Source organism: Thalassolituus sp. LLYu03, from assembly GCF_050507655.1.
Classification (GTDB): Bacteria; Pseudomonadota; Gammaproteobacteria; order Pseudomonadales; family Oceanobacteraceae; genus Venatoribacter.
In genome coordinates this window covers 4,057,241-4,073,225 of record NZ_CP191496.1, presented here as the reverse complement: position 1 = coordinate 4,073,225, position 15,985 = coordinate 4,057,241, and the positions used below count along the sequence as shown (strand labels likewise).

At 53.9% G+C, this 15,985-nt stretch carries 17 protein-coding genes and 1 riboswitch; of the genes, 7 read left to right on the top strand and 10 right to left on the bottom strand.

Annotated elements, in window-relative coordinates; all coding sequences use genetic code 11:
* Positions 1-6: 6 nt before the first annotated feature.
* The 3 genes from ACQUQU_RS18190 to narL are packed head-to-tail and all read right to left on the bottom strand — an operon-like array spanning position 7 to position 2,640.
* Positions 7-753 carry a HesA/MoeB/ThiF family protein gene (locus ACQUQU_RS18190; RefSeq protein ID WP_430461132.1) on the bottom strand — a complete coding sequence of 249 codons (747 nt, stop codon included), beginning with the start codon at positions 751-753 and terminating at the stop codon, positions 7-9.
* A gap of 7 nt (positions 754-760) precedes the next feature.
* Positions 761-1,984, bottom strand: a complete 1,224-nt coding sequence (gene moeA / locus ACQUQU_RS18185; RefSeq protein WP_430461131.1) for a molybdopterin molybdotransferase MoeA — start codon at positions 1,982-1,984, stop codon at positions 761-763.
* Positions 1,981-2,640 carry a two-component system response regulator NarL gene (narL, locus tag ACQUQU_RS18180; RefSeq protein ID WP_225674062.1) on the bottom strand — a complete coding sequence of 220 codons (660 nt, stop codon included), beginning with the start codon at positions 2,638-2,640 and terminating at the stop codon, positions 1,981-1,983. The genes moeA and narL overlap by 4 nt, the downstream gene beginning before the upstream one ends.
* A 183-nt stretch (positions 2,641-2,823) precedes the next feature.
* Here narL and ACQUQU_RS18175 point away from each other — a divergent pair, with 183 nt between their 5' ends.
* The 7 genes from ACQUQU_RS18175 to moaE all read left to right on the top strand — a co-directional run bounded on the left by ACQUQU_RS18175 (position 2,824) and on the right by moaE (position 7,206).
* Positions 2,824-3,762 (top strand): hypothetical protein, encoded by a 939-nt coding sequence (locus tag ACQUQU_RS18175; RefSeq protein ID WP_430461130.1) that lies wholly within the window; start codon positions 2,824-2,826, stop codon positions 3,760-3,762.
* Between the two features lie 62 nt (positions 3,763-3,824).
* Positions 3,825-3,974: riboswitch (molybdenum cofactor riboswitch) on the top strand.
* A complete protein-coding gene (gene moaA, locus ACQUQU_RS18170; protein ID WP_430461129.1) occupies positions 3,962-4,933 on the top strand; it encodes a GTP 3',8-cyclase MoaA in 972 nt (323 codons plus the stop codon). Its footprint overlaps the riboswitch before it by 13 nt.
* Positions 4,933-5,481: a molybdenum cofactor guanylyltransferase gene (mobA, locus tag ACQUQU_RS18165; RefSeq protein WP_430461128.1), complete on the top strand. Its 549-nt coding sequence runs from the start codon at positions 4,933-4,935 to the stop codon at positions 5,479-5,481. Before moaA ends, mobA begins: the two co-directional genes overlap by 1 nt.
* Complete coding sequence (gene moaB / locus ACQUQU_RS18160) at positions 5,478-6,014, top strand: molybdenum cofactor biosynthesis protein B (RefSeq protein ID WP_430461127.1); 537 nt, start codon at positions 5,478-5,480, stop codon at positions 6,012-6,014. The genes mobA and moaB overlap by 4 nt, the downstream gene beginning before the upstream one ends.
* Positions 6,015-6,023: 9 nt before the next feature.
* Positions 6,024-6,512 carry a cyclic pyranopterin monophosphate synthase MoaC gene (gene moaC, locus ACQUQU_RS18155; protein WP_430461126.1) on the top strand — a complete coding sequence of 163 codons (489 nt, stop codon included), beginning with the start codon at positions 6,024-6,026 and terminating at the stop codon, positions 6,510-6,512.
* The gene (locus ACQUQU_RS18150) at positions 6,505-6,750 is read left to right on the top strand and encodes a MoaD/ThiS family protein (protein ID WP_430461125.1); all 246 of its coding nucleotides are present in this window, start codon (positions 6,505-6,507) and stop codon (positions 6,748-6,750) included. Before moaC ends, ACQUQU_RS18150 begins: the two co-directional genes overlap by 8 nt.
* 3 nt (positions 6,751-6,753) lie before the next feature.
* On the top strand, positions 6,754-7,206 hold the full coding sequence (moaE, locus tag ACQUQU_RS18145) for a molybdopterin synthase catalytic subunit MoaE (RefSeq protein ID WP_430461124.1): 453 nt from the start codon (positions 6,754-6,756) through the stop codon (positions 7,204-7,206).
* Between the two features lie 6 nt (positions 7,207-7,212).
* Here moaE and ACQUQU_RS18140 read toward each other — a convergent pair whose 3' ends face one another.
* From ACQUQU_RS18140 to ACQUQU_RS18110, 7 genes are all read right to left on the bottom strand, one after another.
* Positions 7,213-9,633 (bottom strand): xylulose 5-phosphate 3-epimerase, encoded by a 2,421-nt coding sequence (locus ACQUQU_RS18140; RefSeq protein ID WP_430461123.1) that lies wholly within the window; start codon positions 9,631-9,633, stop codon positions 7,213-7,215.
* 96 nt (positions 9,634-9,729) lie between these two features.
* Entirely contained in the window at positions 9,730-11,550 is a 1,821-nt protein-coding gene (gene nrdD, locus ACQUQU_RS18135; RefSeq protein ID WP_430461122.1) for an anaerobic ribonucleoside-triphosphate reductase, read from the bottom strand.
* A gap of 42 nt (positions 11,551-11,592) precedes the next feature.
* Entirely contained in the window at positions 11,593-12,039 is a 447-nt protein-coding gene (gene nrdG / locus ACQUQU_RS18130) for an anaerobic ribonucleoside-triphosphate reductase activating protein (protein ID WP_430461121.1), read from the bottom strand.
* Between the two features lie 183 nt (positions 12,040-12,222).
* Positions 12,223-13,407 (bottom strand): NnrS family protein, encoded by a 1,185-nt coding sequence (locus ACQUQU_RS18125; protein WP_430461120.1) that lies wholly within the window; start codon positions 13,405-13,407, stop codon positions 12,223-12,225.
* Positions 13,408-13,491: 84 nt separating this feature from the next.
* Positions 13,492-14,973, bottom strand: a complete 1,482-nt coding sequence (locus ACQUQU_RS18120) for an MFS transporter (protein WP_430461119.1) — start codon at positions 14,971-14,973, stop codon at positions 13,492-13,494.
* Between the two features lie 24 nt (positions 14,974-14,997).
* Positions 14,998-15,456 (bottom strand): universal stress protein, encoded by a 459-nt coding sequence (locus tag ACQUQU_RS18115; protein WP_430461118.1) that lies wholly within the window; start codon positions 15,454-15,456, stop codon positions 14,998-15,000.
* Between the two features lie 42 nt (positions 15,457-15,498).
* Positions 15,499-15,972, bottom strand: coding sequence for a CBS domain-containing protein (locus ACQUQU_RS18110; protein WP_430461117.1), 474 nt, complete (start codon positions 15,970-15,972; stop codon positions 15,499-15,501).
* Positions 15,973-15,985 lie beyond the last annotated feature (13 nt).

The window sequence follows — 15,985 nt, the reverse complement described above, 5'->3', positions numbered from 1 at the left end:
CGCATCTCAACACTGAACACACGCCGGGCACTGATTCTTTTTATTGAATTTCCATTCACGGAAACTGCCATGGCGGGCGTCGTAGGTGAGCAGTCGCCCGACGAACGGTTCGCCACTGTTCGCCAGAACTTTGATTGCTTCCAGCGCCTGCAGTGAGCCGATCACACCCACCAAAGGCGAGATCACGCCGCTCTCGCTGCAGTTGAGTTGCTGTTCTTTCAGATCGGGATACAGGCAGCGGTAACAGGGAGCAGTGGGCAGGCGTGGATCGAACACCGTAATCTGACCGTCCATAGCCACAGCAGCACCGCTGACCCAGGGCACCTTGTGCAGTAGCGCTGCTTCGTTGAGGGCGTAGCGCACGGTGACGTTATCGGAACAATCGATCACCAGATCAAATTGGCCCAACGCGCTAGTCAGCCAGTCCGCATCTGCACGGCGAATCTCTGCTGTCACCTGGCAGCCAGGATTTAGCTGCAGCAACCGCTGCCGGGCTGATTCGGCTTTGTGAATGCCAACGGAATCGTCAGCGTGAATCACCTGACGCGGCAGATTGCTGAGTTCAACCATGTCGTCGTCAGCAACGGTAATACGCCCAACACCACTGGCGGCCAGATAAGGCAGTACAGCAGAACCAAGACCGCCGGCACCAATCACCAGCACGTGGCTGTTAAGCAGTGCCTGCTGACCGTCGATGTCGAGTTCCGGCAGAAAAATATGGCGGCTGTAGCGCAGTAATTGCTGATCGTTCACGCCGGCCTCACTTCAGTAGTGCGCCAAACGGCTGGATCTGCACGGATTCACCCACTGCGGTGTCTCCCTGCTCTGATGGTAATACCAGGTAGCAGTCGGTTGTGCAGAATCCGCGCAGCAGACCGGAGCCCTGTCCACCAGCGGGAGACGCATGCAGTTGCCCGTCGGCGAGGTGATAAATGCCACGCTGATAATCAGCACGGCCCGGTTGTTTGCGGATGGCAGTGTCCGCCACCGCAGGAAGCTGAACCGGGCAATAACCCAGCTCACCACTCAGACGACGCAGCAGAGGCTGGGCCAGCTGGTCCAGGGTCGCCATGGACGATACCGGGTTACCTGGCAGACCAAAATACCAACCACGCCCCAGGCGACCGAACGCAAATGGCTTACCGGGCTTCATGGCCACTTTCCAGAAATTAACCTGACCGAGGCCGGCAATAATGTCGCGCATATAATCTGCGTCACCCACCGACACACCAGCACTGGTTATAACAACATCCGCCGTACCGGCTGCATCGCGCAACGCGGACTCGACCAGCCCGGGGTCGTCCGGCAGCCAGCGGGAGGTAATTATGTCGACAGGCAGGCGCTGCAGCATGGCAGTCAGTGCGAAACGGTTGCTGTCGTAAATCTGACTGTCTGCCAGAGGCTCGCCGGGCTGACGCAGTTCATCACCGGATGAGAAAAGCGCAACGCGCAGACGGCGGTATACCCGCACGCCAGTCAGACCCAGCCCCGCCAAAAGACCGATGTGACGGGGTGTCAGCCGGATTCCCGGCAGCAACAGGGTTTCGCCCTGCTGCATGTCTTCGCCACGATGGCGGACATGTTCACCCTGTGCGGGCAGCTGAGTAGCAAATAACACACCGTCCACCAGCCGGGTCTGCTCCTGCATAATGACGGTGTCTGCGCCCTCAGGCAGTGGTGCCCCGGTCATAATGCGCACAGCACTTCCCGCTGCCAGCGGGGTATCCAGCGCATGTCCTGCGTAAACAGTCCCCTTAACCGGTAAACCTGTACCTGTTAATTGCTTTGCATCCGTATAACGCAGCGCGTATCCGTCCATAGCGGAATTATCGAACACAGGAAAAGTAATGGTCGCCACAACCGGTTCAGCCAGTATGCGTCCGTCGAGCGACATCAGCGGGCAGAATTCCTGCTCCGGCAGAAAATCGCCGGCAGTTTCCAGCATGCTCTGTATCGCGTCGGCGACGCTTAATAAACCGCTCACGCCTGGCCTTCACCCTGTTGATTAACCATCCATACAGCGGCCTCCACACGGGAGCGTAATCCGAGTTTTTTCAGCAGGTGCTTCACATGTACTTTGACCGTGCCGTCGGAGATATCCAGTTCCCGTGCAATTAGTTTGTTGCTTAAGCCTTTGGCAATGCATTTCAGGATGTCAATTTCGCGCGCGGTCAGTGCATCAAGCTCGGAAACGGGTTTCACGGTTGGTCTGCGGATAGCGGCTGCCAGCACCTGAGTAACGGGCTCGCTGAGCACCATTTTTCCGGAAATCGCCTGCTTAATCTGCTCGAGCAGTAAATCAGGGTCGGTATCTTTCAGCAGATAGCTGTCTGCGCCATTGCTGATGGCCGTTAAGACGTCCTCGTCGGCATCGGAAACCGTCAACATCACGATACGCGAGGTAATGCCGTTATCCCGCATTTTCTTCAGGGTTTCCAGGCCGTCCATACCCTGCATGTGCAGATCCAGAATAATGAGATCGGGTTCCAGTTCATCGGCCAGACGAAGCGCATCCTCACCGTTACTGGCTTCGGCAACCACGTTCAGATCGTCTTCAAACTCGAACAACTGTTTGAGTCCCTTGCGCAGCAGGGGGTGATCGTCAACCAGCATAATGGTGGATGCGTTATCCTGATTCATTACAAAAACTCCTCATCATTTGCATTCGCATATTGTTGTTATATTGCCACAGCGACACTGATATTTCGCGGCGCATCGTGATAGATGCAACATACTCATAATTAGGTAGAACCTACCAGTGAAAGAGTATTGATTGCACACAAACCTGGCCCCAGGCTACCAGTATTTAAGCCCGATAAGCCTATGACTCCGACAACCGTTCACATAAAAGGCGACAACGATCTGTCGCACCTTATTCTGGAGCGATTAAAACATCTGGATTCACTGGCCCGCACTGTCATTTACAGCCCATCAAGGCATCATCATCTGCCACAGAAGTTGTTTCCCGCAACGCTGGCGGGCCTGATTAACCTGAAGGATCACATCACGCCACCTCAGTGGTACGCTGCGCGAAATGCCGCATGGTCGCCCTTATCTGAGACGCCGGAAAACACGGACGAGCCGCTGATTGACTGCACCCAGGCAGGCGTCAGAATAAAGCTGCAAATGGACAGCCGGCCCGATAGCGCTTACACAATAAGAACCGCCGCCGACATTGAAACCGTCATTCCATGGTTCCGGATTTCCCCGGCTTTTCTCATCGAAAATCTTTCGGCCTCATCCCTGCAACTGGCCTTTGTGTTAGCAAAAGCAGGAAAAAGAATATTCATTCCGGCACGACCTGCATTCATTATCCACCCCGATGCTGGTTCCGACGCTCAGGCACTTATCAGAAAAATTGCCTGTGAATACGGCATAGAGCTGACAGAGAAAACGGATATATACCCACGCCTCAGTGTGGAAGAAGATTCTCAGCGTTACCTGATAACCGGCCCCGTAAAAGCCTGTGATGCGATTCTTAAGTTGCTGGCTCCGGTTAATCAGGGCAATGAACTTTGTATTGTGAATCTCGGCAACAGCAGCGCTCATTACCTGCTTCCGCCCCATGGCAAACCAGGTGGCGAGACGATTATGGTGTCGTGCACACCCGATAATATTCTGAGGAAAATCTGGATTAACAATAACCGGATTACCGGATTTATTCTTATTGGTGATATTTCGGGCAGCGATACGCTGGCCGCTTTGTGCCGCAACCAGACGGACATCCGGCAGATACGCGACCATTTACTGCACAGCGCCTGATACCCCAAAAGAGTTAACAATCTACCACAGCAGATGAATAGGTCTGCGGGCTCAGTCGCGTATGCTGAGTCTAACGCCGAGTTGCCCTGCCTAACCTCAACGGTCCTCATCCCACCGAGTATGGCGCTGCAGCCGTGGCAATCTTGCCACCAGGGAGCGACTGGAAACGGTCGCTCCTCCCATCTCTGGAAAGGTGCCCATGCTGACTGATCGTTTTGCCAGACGCTTTACTTACCTGCGTCTGTCGCTCACTGAAACCTGTAATTTCCGTTGTACCTATTGTCTGCCGGACGGTAATGACTGCGCATCGCACGACACAGAGCTGACCACAGCGGAAATTCAGCGTCTGGTGCGTGCCTTTGCCATGCTGGGCACCCGTAAGATCCGCCTGACCGGTGGTGAGCCATCTCTGCGCCACGACCTGAGCGACATCATCCGCCTGTGCAAACAAACTGACGGTATTGAGCAGGTTGCCCTGACCACCAATGGTTTCCGTATTCAGAAAGATTTACCGAAATGGCTGGAAGCCGGCCTGGATACCGTCAACGTCAGCGTCGACAGTCTCGATCCGTCAGCCTTTGCCCGCATTACCGGAGCCGATCGCCTGCACTATGTATTGCAGGGCATTGATCAGGCGCTGGCTATGCCCTTCCGCAAAGTCAAAATAAACAGCGTGTTACTGAAACAGCAAAACGCCACGGCACTGCCCGCCTTCTTACGCTTTATTAAAGACCGGCCTCTGTCTCTGCGTTTCATCGAACTGATGCGCACCGGTGACAACGGCGACTTCTTTAACCAGCAGCACCTCAGTGGCGAACTGATACGTCAGCAGCTACTGGTCGACGGCTGGAGCCAGTGTCTGAAAAGTGTGACCGATGGCCCCGCACTGGAATACAGCCACCCCGATTACGCCGGCCGCATCGGTCTGATCATGCCCTACAGCAAAGATTTTTGCGCCGACTGCAACCGCCTGCGCGTGTCATCCCTCGGGCAGCTGTTTCTGTGCCTGTTTGCTGACCAGCATCAGTCGCTGCGCCATCTGCTGCAGGACGATGACCCGCAGCCCCTGTTGCATTGGCTGCAACAGGCCATTCTCGGCAAAGAAGCGAGCCATCAGCTGCAACAGGGCTTCAGCGGCAGCACCCGCCACCTGGCCATGATCGGAGGCTGATGATGTTCAGCACTATTGTACTGGCCGGTGGTCAGTCAACGCGTATGGGGCAGGACAAAGCCAGCCTGAGCTTTCTGGGTCAGCCCCTGTGGCAGCGTCAGCAGGCCTTGGCACAACGACTGGGAAGCGACGATATTCACATCAGCCATCCGCAGTTCGGACAGCCCGACCGGGTGCCGGGTTTTGGCCCGCTATCCGGGCTGGATACGCTGTTGCCCCAGTGTCGTCACGCTCAGATACTGGTACTGGCAGTGGACATGCCCCACCTTCAGCCGGCCAGCCTGCGCCTGCTGCTGCAGTATGCGCCTGGCACATCCGTCTGTTTCAGCGACAGTGTTCTGCCATGCATCTTGTGGAACAATGCAGAACTGCGCGACCGTATTCGCGCCCAGCTGCACCTGCAAGGTCAGCGCTCAGTCCATCGTCTGCTGCACAGCGTGCATGCAGCGTTTATTCCCTGCCCCTTTCCCGATCAGCTGATCAACACCAATACCCCGGAGCAATGGCAGCAGGCGCTGGCCACAGCTCACCTGCCGGAGGCCATATGAGTAAACACGCCAACCGTGAATTTTTCCCGCTGAATATCGCCCTGCTGACGCTGTCCGACAGCCGCAGTGCCGAACAAGACAGCAGCGGCGATCTGTTACAGCAACTGGCCGGTGACGCCGGACACAGCGTGCTGCAGCGCAGCCTGTTACCCCATGACCGCTATCAGATCCGCGCTCAGGTCAGCCAGTGGATTGCCAGCAGCGACGTGCAGGTAATTATTATTAATGGTGGCACCGGCTTTGCCGCCGGCAACTGTACGCCCGAAGCCATCCGCCCGCTGTTTGACAGCGAAGTCGAAGGGTTTGGTGAACAGTTCCGCCAGTTGAGCTTTGCCGATATCGGCAGCAGCAGTATGCAATCACGGGCGCTGGCCGGCATGGCCAACGGCACCCTGTTATTTGCCGTGCCGGGTTCTGGCGGCGCCTGTCGTCAGGCCTGGGAAGCCCTGATTGCGCCACAACTCGATGGCCGCACCGGGCCGTGCAATTTTGTTGCCCATGTTAAAAACAGCCCGCAGCCTGCCTGCCGTTAAGGAAAAAGCATGTCCGATCTGACTCACATTGATCAACACGGCCACGCCCACATGGTGGATGTATCCGCCAAAACCAGCAGTTTGCGTACAGCCTGCGCCAGTGCGCGGGTCATTACCCGCCCGGATGTCATTGCCCGTATCCGTCAGGCCGAAATTAAAAAAGGCGATGTGTTAGCCACGGCGCGTATTGCCGGCATTATGGCAGCGAAAAAAACCAGTGATTTAATTCCTCTGTGCCACCCTCTGGCACTGAGTAAAGTCAGTGTCGACTTCAGCATCGACGACCGGGGCGAAATTCTGATCAATACCCTCTGTCGTTTACAAGGGCAAACCGGGGTGGAAATGGAAGCACTGACCGCCGCCTCGGTTGCTGCACTCACCATTTACGATATGTGCAAAGCCGTCGACCCGGCGATGCAGATTACTGAAGTACGCCTGCAGGAAAAGCAGGGGGGAAAAAGTGGTCACTGGCAAAGAAACGGAGCGCACCATGATTAATGTGATTTTTTTTGCCAGCCTGCGTGAAGCACTGGGTACTGCCGCAATACAGTGGCCGGCAGGTGCTGTTGATATCCATACCCTGACCGGACAGTTATGCGCCCAGGGCGAACCCTGGGCAAGTGCGCTGGCGCGCCATGACCTGCTGTGCGCCCGCAACCAGCAATTGTGTGACAGAACGGCAAGCGTACAAGACGGCGACGAAATTGCATTTTTTCCGCCGGTAACCGGAGGCTGACCCATGACCCCACTCACGCGCATCGCCGTGCAGAATGAGGACTTCAGTCTGGCCGATGAATATGAACGGCTGCAAAATCAGGTGGAATGCGGCGCCATTGTCAGCTTCAGCGGCCGCGTACGCGATCTGGCAACCACGCCACTGCTGCACATGACGCTGGAACATTATCCGGGTATGACAGAAAAAGCCCTGGCCGATATTGTGCAACAGGCACGCACGCGCTGGCCGCTGGGAATGATTACGGTTATTCATCGTGTGGGGAAACTGGCGGTTAATGAGCAGATTGTGCTGGTACTGGTCAGCAGCGCTCACCGCCAGGCGGCCTTTAATGCCTGTGAATTTATTATGGATTTTCTGAAAAGCCGCGCACCGTTCTGGAAAAAAGAAACCACCACGGATGGAACACACTGGGTAGAGGCCAAGGCATCTGATGAGGCTGCCGTTAAACGCTGGTAATCCACTTTAATGGTGCAATCCGATTACATCATAAGGGTCGCCATTCCCCTGAACAGCGACCCATTCTTCTGCCGTCAGCCATGTTCCGCCCTTTTGCCCACACAAATCCTCCAGTTCCGCCAGAACATGCGCCCAGGTACAGCGGTTTACAAATAATAATTCTTCACAGCCCAGGGTTCCGCCACGGTTAATATAACCCAGCGCGCGTGTTTTCTGCGGTCCCAGATCCAGCTGGCGGCACACGGCTAAAAATGCCTCAGAACGGGTATGAACCAGAAAAACCCGGTACTGAACCCGTGCAGGAAATAACGCCTGCAGAACAGCAGTATCGGCGACAATATCTCCCTCCCATACATCACGCGCCGAGCGGAAGCGTCCGGGTTCGAGTACATACATAAGAGAATGCGCCACACGCTGCTGCCGCAGGCGGTCCGAAGCTTTCAGCATCTGCTTCAACTGTACAGCCCCGCAGGCAACCAGCTGAATTTCGGCACCACAGTGGCCACGCACACACACAGCGCCATCCTGCACCAGTTGCTGCGCCTGATGCGCATTAAAAAATGCCGGCATACAACTACGGGCAACCACCATATTCCACACCACCCCCAGATCTCCGTAACAGCTGCGCAGGCAGGCCATCGCGCTATTGGCGTCCGGAGGAAAAACGACGCGCACCATATCCGCCATTTTCAACATCAGACTTTCTGCCAGACTGGAATCCTGATGACTCTGATCATTAGCGCCGTTTTCCCAGATGAGGGATGTGGTGATCACCGGAAATCCCAGCCACTCGGCGGGGTCGCCGGCTTCTTTCTGCTGACGCGAGAAAATAATTGTCTGACGCAAAGCGCACAGCATTTTGACCGCAAAGGCCTCATAGGCCACTACCAGATTAATTCCCGCCTGATTTGCCAGACAGGCACTTAATACTGCTTCTTCATTCAGGGCGGTAATCACACAGCCGTCGATGGCTTCAGCAGCGGATATTTCCGGTTTGGTCACGCGGTGGCGGAACTGATCTAGCGTCTGATTCATACCGTTGGAACGTAATTCATCCGGATTGCCAATACGAACTCTCAGGCGCGGATTAACTTCAGTAATTTCGATAAAATACCGGTCAATAGCGCTCATCGCCGACTCCCGCCGCTCACTCCACTCCGGCTCCGGGCAATTAACGGCCAGCATTGGTGCCAGTTTACGTTTTGGTTGCTTCAGGCTAGCAGCCGCTGCCCGCCAATGCGTTTCCGGCTGAAACAACTGCCGACAACCCTGGCGAAAAAATGCCAGCGCCTCACTGTCTTGCGCGGGATGAGCGCCCAATGGCAAGCCATACGCAGCATCCGTTCCGGCACCCGGAAAACCAAACCCCTTAACGGTTTCGGCAATACAATAGGGCATGGCAACCGGATAACTGGCATCACCCTGACGAATACGCTCACAGGCCTGTTGCAGCTGAATTTCCATATAATAAACCGCACAGACAAATGCCGCCGGATCACGCCCATCAATTACAAAAGGGGAAAAACCCTGATTGCGTAAATGGCTGACAAACCAGCTGCAGCCACCTTGCTGGGCAATGGTGGTGCGCTGATCAATACGACGACCATTGGCAATCATCACCGGAGCCACCAGGCCGGTATCTTCGCCGCGCCACCAGCGGGCAGCCCAGTCGGTACCGCGCTGCTCCTCAAAAGCACCATCACTTAAAAATGCCACCAGGCGCTCTCCCGGCAAAGGCATATGCGCGTACTGCATACCGGCAATGCCCAGATAACCACCTTCCAGACGCGCCCCGGCAGTATGAGTATTCACATGGGCACCCAAAGTCGAACGCGGAAACCCTCCCGCCTGCAGATGCGTGTCGTAGCTGTCTGTCACAAACCGGCTCAGGCCTTCTTCAGTCAGCGGGTACTGTTGCCGACGTGCCGGCGTCGCAGTACCGGTCAACAACTGCAGAGCATCAATCGCAGCGACACAATGCCCCTGCCCGATTAACCAGTCCCTGGGCTGTTGCGTAAAATGGTTGAGTGCCAGCAAGCCCGCATAAGCCGGCACCATATTCAGTGCCCCTCCGGTATGCCCCCTGGGATTTTCCTTAAAATCTGCACAGTCAATATCGCGGCCATCCAGCCAGACCCGGCGGGTATACGTCATATGGATAACCAGCCACATCGCCTGCTGCGTCAGACAATCCAGTGCCTGCAAGCCGCTGAAAAAATCACGCACGTCATGAATTAAACCTTTTTGCAGCAGAGATTCAGCCATAAGCTGAGCCTGAATCTGGGTGGCATCCGTGTGGGGAATAATACCGGCTGAACGTACCCAGGCCGCCAGCGCAGGATTTTCCTGACGCAGGCGGTCCGCTTCTTCGCGCAGGTAATCCGGCGATAGTGCGTAACTGGTTTGCTGATACAGATTCAGTGTCATAAGCGCGCCTCCCGACCCTTCCAGATCAGACAAAAAAACAACGCTGACGGCTATACCCCGGAATCAGTAATCAGACACCAGACCTGATCTGTGTCATCAGGCTGCACTATCTTCTGCGCCCGCCGGCGCGACAGCATATTTTTTTTGTCTGTGATAATGGCGCAATGCGTGTTCTTTGCGCCGCCCGGCACTGAATGCAGATACCCGTTTCAGATAGCCAATAACGCGGGTGGCGTGATCAATATCGTCAGATCCACAGGCAGAACACGCCTGCAGAGTGCGCTTATCAATGACCTCACAGTCGTTACAGATGGTTATCTTCACGTTGACACAGAAGTAATTACAGCCCGTTCTTGCAGCGATATTCAGCAGCGATAAAAAGCCCTGTGCCGACAGGGTTTCGTCAAGATTCAGATGCAGTGCCGAACCGCCATCCAGATATTCAAGCAATTCACGGCCATGCAACTGAAACTTATCCAGCGCGTTTATGCTTTCATCCTCTACCTTGTAAAAATAGGAGTTATAACAATCGCGCGGTACAAAATAGCCGTCTTTCCGGTCCCATTTTGCGTTCTTTATTCCAAGATTTTCCGCCGGCACAAACTCGGTATTAAACATATAACCGTACTCGTGTGCCGCCTCTTTATTAGCATCGTATATGACCTTAAGCTGGCACCGGACAAAGTCTTTATAATCAGGGTTATTATCTGCCACCAGACCAAGGGATTCTGCCGCCTCGGTCATGCCATTAATGCCGATGGTCAGAAACTGCTTTTCCAGCGAGATAAAACCCGCATCATACACAGTCAGCATGCCGGCTTTACGGTAGTCCTCCATCAGCTGCCGGTAAGCAACCTGATACTTATGAATTTTTCGGGCTTCCTGCAGCAGATCGCGGCCGTCCTGCACCAGACGATTCATATTGAGCGTAATAACATTGATGGAACCGGTCGCCACACCACCGGCACCCAGCGAATAAGAAAAAGTATTATCACTGATCTCACTGCGCAACCGGCAACAGGATGCGAGACTGTCAGCACTATCTGACAGGTATACAAAAAATGCGCTGCCCTGATGCAGATGCTGCGCCATAGTCGCGGCAAAATCATGGTCCTTACAGCAGCCACCGTCCGTCAGCATAGCCACAGTAACCACAGGAAACGTCAGAATACTTTTGCAGCGTTCTTTATTGAACCAGTCAAGAAAGAAGTCCTGCAGATTTTTAACAGAAGACCAGTCAGGCCGGGAGAAATCGGGAAATACAAAATTGCCAAACATGCTGTCAAAGTAGTAACTGTCGTAGACAGAGATATTCCAGAACACACTCTGATAGCCACGTGCCGCCGCCGGCTGATTTATCGCATACACAACATGCTGCAGGTGATTGGCAATCTGACGGGCGTGGGTAGTCAGGTAATCATCGCCATAATCCTTGCGTGCGAAGTAATCGAAATAGGTCAGAAACTCGACCGTGGCCACCGCACCGGCAAACTGGCTGCTGACGGCAAACACAAAATTAACAAACGCACCGCAAAATGATTCCAGATGCTCAGGGGCTTTCGATTCGCCCCCCAGCCGCGTCAGACCATCGCGCAGAAACGGGTACATAGTGACCGATACGCAATAAGGTTTCAGGCTGGTTTCGTCATGTACATAAATTTCATGATCCTGAATCTGGCGGATATATTCCTGCGCCAGATCATCACCAAACAGCTCACGGATTCTGCCGGAAACCTGCGCGCGGTTAATCTGCACAAAGTAGTCCTTCATCATCTCTGCTTCCAGCGTGGCAATATTTTTGGCGGTGACGTTGGCATTGGCGTCCATCTTAGAACCGTCGGCCGCATTTTCTGCCTGCAGGTAGTGCTGAATAAAATCCAGCTTGTCGTTTATGTGTTCCGCGCTCAGCTTCAGCATGAACCGATTCTCCATTGGTTAATAAAACGAAAGTGCTTCATCTCATTGGTGGAACTGATGATTAAGACAAGCGCCCGTGCGCAGGTCAGTAAATACCTGATTAGTGCCCGGCGCTTCCAGACCACCCAGCTCCCGTCGCCAGGGGCCTGTCTTGGCATAAGTGAGCCAGGGCTTAAGTGACTCAGGTACTTCCTCAAGACCTGTGTACAGGCAGGTTTTCAGGCCCGCCGCACGCGCCAGCTGCAGCAACAACAGCAACTCATCCATCAGCCACTCGCCGCCCATAAACAGCACACAGGTCAGCAATCCCTGATATTGCTGCAGGCGGGAACTGAGATATTCAGGCGTCAGCAGCTGACCGGCCGTTGCCGGCCAGCTGGCGGCACTGTGACAGCCCGGACAAGCCAGAGGGCAACCACTGATGGTAAAGGCCAGGGACACCTCACCCGGCACTTCCTGCCACACAATCTGCTCACTGAAATAGTTCATCTGCCCACAAAACCACAATATGTAGTGGCAAGACTAACGGACGGACACCATCGGAAATTGATTCAGATCAATTTCCACTATCAACTACCCCGCCGGGGGTAAGGGTTAAAATGAACACGCGATCAGTGTTAAGCCGCAATAAAAAAGCCGGCACTGTTGGCCGGCTTTCTGTTGCGCTGACTGTCAGCCCGGACGACCGTCCGGACGCGGGGAGATAAGAACAGACCAGTAGACCAGCACAAAAATGCTGAACGCCATAACCCACAGCGCACTGGTTAATGCAAAGAGCAGACTGACGGCCTGCGGCTGCAGAGCAACCAGCAGCGAGCGCAACAAAGCGGCCAGCAGAACCATGGCAAAGGCCGCCGACATCATCCGCGCAGGCTGCAATGGACGACCTGAATGACCGAGAGATACCCGGGCAATCATGGCGATAATCATGCCGCCGATGGCCCCTGCCGTCAGCGCGTGCAGAGCGGTACTGAATGACCAGGGTGCGCCGGCGTAATGCAGAGCCAGCAATAACAAGCCCAACGGAATAAACCAATACGCCAGATGCAACGACCACAGCAGTGGCACCGGCAAGGTAATACGCAGATTGAGACGGAAAATACGCACAGCATGGGCAACAACACCAAGCACCAGCATCAGGCTCATGACCCACCCCGGCAGCAGGCTGTCCAACCGGGTCAGATACAGGGCAGCAATTAACCAGGTACTGATCAGTACCGATTTTTCCAGCCACGGCAGTGATTCCACTTTGGGCGTCATCGTGCCGTTGGCAGTAAACATAGGCAAAATACGGCCGCCAATAATGGTGATAAAAACCAGCATCAGCCAGCTGACACTGTGACTGGCCCACAACACCAGAGCCCCATCAGCGTGGGCATTTCCCCAGTGCATGCTGCCGTTGCAGACCAGCATCAGCAGCAATACCGGAGCAAAGAAATAGTTGCGCTTCTGGCGCACAGCAAACACCAGCTGCCAGAAAAAGAGCGCAACCAACGGAATAAACGCCATGTCGATACAGGCAATCAGCCACCATGGCAAAAATGCAGAACTCAGCATCGCGATACGCCCGGACAGCCAGACCAGCGTCAGCAGCAGTAAAGGTTTACCATTAACAGCACGGCGCCCGGTCCAGTTCTGCACGGCAGTCAGCAGAAAGCCCGCCACCACCGCCATAGCAAAACCAAACAGCATTTCGTGACTGTGCCAGAATACCGGGTTATCAACGGGCAACCGTATCATGCCGGACAGGCTCAGGCCCCACAGCAGCATAGCGAATGCAGAAAATCCGGCCGCTGCCAAAAACATCGGACGGAAAGCTTGTCCCCATAAGGGAAAGTCAGGGTTGAATAACTTCATGAATAATCTTCCCGGAATTTTTATATACCTTACCTGAATCTAACAGAAAAAGACCCGCCGGAGCGGGTCTTTTCATTTTTCCTGTCAGGCGTTCTGTTCCTGTTCGATCTGTTTATCCACTGACGACACATAGTATTCATCAGAGAATGCAGACTCAGGTTCCTTCAGCCACAGCAGACAGATAATCCAGCTGATAAAGCCGCCGGCTGCGATGATAAAGAAGAACTGATTCGGCTCAACAAACGTGAACACAGTCAGGTAAAACACCGCACCAACGTTACCGTAGGCACCAGCCATACCTGAAATCTGGCCAGTCAGGCGGCGCTTGATAGACGGAATAATACCGAAGGTTGCCCCCTCTGCGCCCTGCACAAAGAACGAGGTAAACACAGTAATGGCGACAGCGATCACCAACGGCCAGGATGAATTAAGCATACCCATCAGAGTGAAGCCCAGCGCAATACCCAGCATATAGCTCAGCATCACAAACCGGCGGTTACCCAGACGGTCAGAAACCAGGCCACCCATAGGACGGGCAATCAGGTTAACGAAGGCAAACGACGCGGCAATCAGGCCTGCTGCTGTGGCAGACAAATCCCAGGTTTTCTCGAAAAACATCGGCAGCATGGACACAACCGCAAGCTCGGCACCAAAGTTGGCGAAATAAGTACTGTTCAGTGCAGCGACACTGTTGAACGGATACTTGTCATCCTCTGGCACGCCTTTTTTCAGAATAGGTACGTTCACACGCAGAATCTGAATAATCTGGTAAACCACCACTGCAGCAATAACAGCGTAAGCAATGACAGCCCCCGTTGTGTCCAGGTAACCCAGCTTCTGAATACGCCATACCAGAATACTGAGGATACCCACCAGAGGAATAGTCCACAGAATCAGCTTGAACATATCGCCCCAGGTACTGACTTCAAGAGCAGTCGCCTTGCGCGGTTTACGGTGTACAGTGCCGGCAGGGCCGTCGGTAATCGCAAACCAGTAGTAAACACCGTAGGCCGCCATAACAAACGCACTTTGTGCGATGGCCCAGCGCCAGCCATCATCGCCACCATAGAAGTTAATGGCAATGGTTGGCAGAGTCATAGCCGCAGCGGCAGAACCAAAATTACCCCAACCCGCGTAAAAGCCCTCAGCAAAACCGATATCTTTTGGTTTGAACCACATGGCAGTCATGTGAATACCCACCACGAAGCTTGCGCCGATAGAGCTCAATACCAGACGGCTCACCAGCAACTGGGTGCGGGTTTCACCGAAAGCGAATGCCAGTGCAGGGATAGCCATCACCACCAGCAAAATAGAGAAAACGCGACGGGGACCAAAACGGTCAAGCGCCATGCCCACAATAATACGGGCCGGAATAGTCAGGGCAACGTTACAGATGGCGAATAACTTGAGATCTTCAGGTTTCAGCCAGTCAACGCTTTTCAACATACTGGACGCCAGCGGCGCCATGTTGAACCACACATAAAAGGTAATAAAGAAGGCAATCCAGGTAAGGTGAAGCGCCTTAATTTCCGGATTTTTAAATTTGAATATATCAGCAACTTGCATACAGACCTCCAGCAATCACTGCTGTTACAGGCTGGGAAGAATCAGAAGTGGGCACTGTGCCCGGCGGGTCAGGAACGAACTGACACTGCCAAACGTCATATAGTCGAGTTCATCAACGAAATACGTCAGTGACCGCGCAATAAAACCGCCATCCGGCTCATGACTGTGACGGGCAATTACCAACAAATCCGGCCGCAGTTTTTCGGTCGCCGCCAGCAACATCTTGCGTGCATCGCCCTCAAGGAGAATGGACTCCGCAGCAATCTCCTCTTTCTTACAAGCCTCAAGTGCCTCGTTCAGGCAAGATCGCAGGGTGGCAATCTCGTTATCAAACAACTCTTCATTTTTATCCGTGATATCGCGCGGATTCTCGGCAACCGCCACTAACACCAGAGTCGGATGCATGTCACGGAACATAGTGATGGTTCTGGCCATAGCCAGTTTCGCATTACGCGATCCATCATAAGCGATCATAATTTTCATAGAGCCCTCATCTCCGGCTTACGCCGGCTTCCTGATATTCAATCAGCCATAAACATGTGCAAGCAGGTCCATCGCAGTAATTACACCCACGACTGAGCCTTTATCGGTGACAAAAACCCGGTGAACATGTTTATCGAGTAACACCCTGGCAACCGTTTCAACAGAATCATCAACGTCTACTGAGATAACTTCCGGCGTCATAATCTGGTGTACAGTGCAGGTTTTATCTGCATCTTTTACCCATGAATTCAGATCTTCTTCTGAAACTTCCATACGGAAATCATTGCGGTACAGATTCAGTAACGCAGCTTCTTTACTGCGCACATCGAGGTTATTGAAACGAAAAGCGTCACTGACGCTGACAACGCCAACAAGTTGATGGTCAGAAGCAATGACAGGAACAGCAGAGATATTGTTACGCACAAAGAAATCTGCGAGACGATGGATAGTCCAGCCTTCATAGGCAACAAGAATATCGCCATGCATCAGATCTCCGGCTTTTTTGGGTTGAGTCATATTCAGCGTCCTT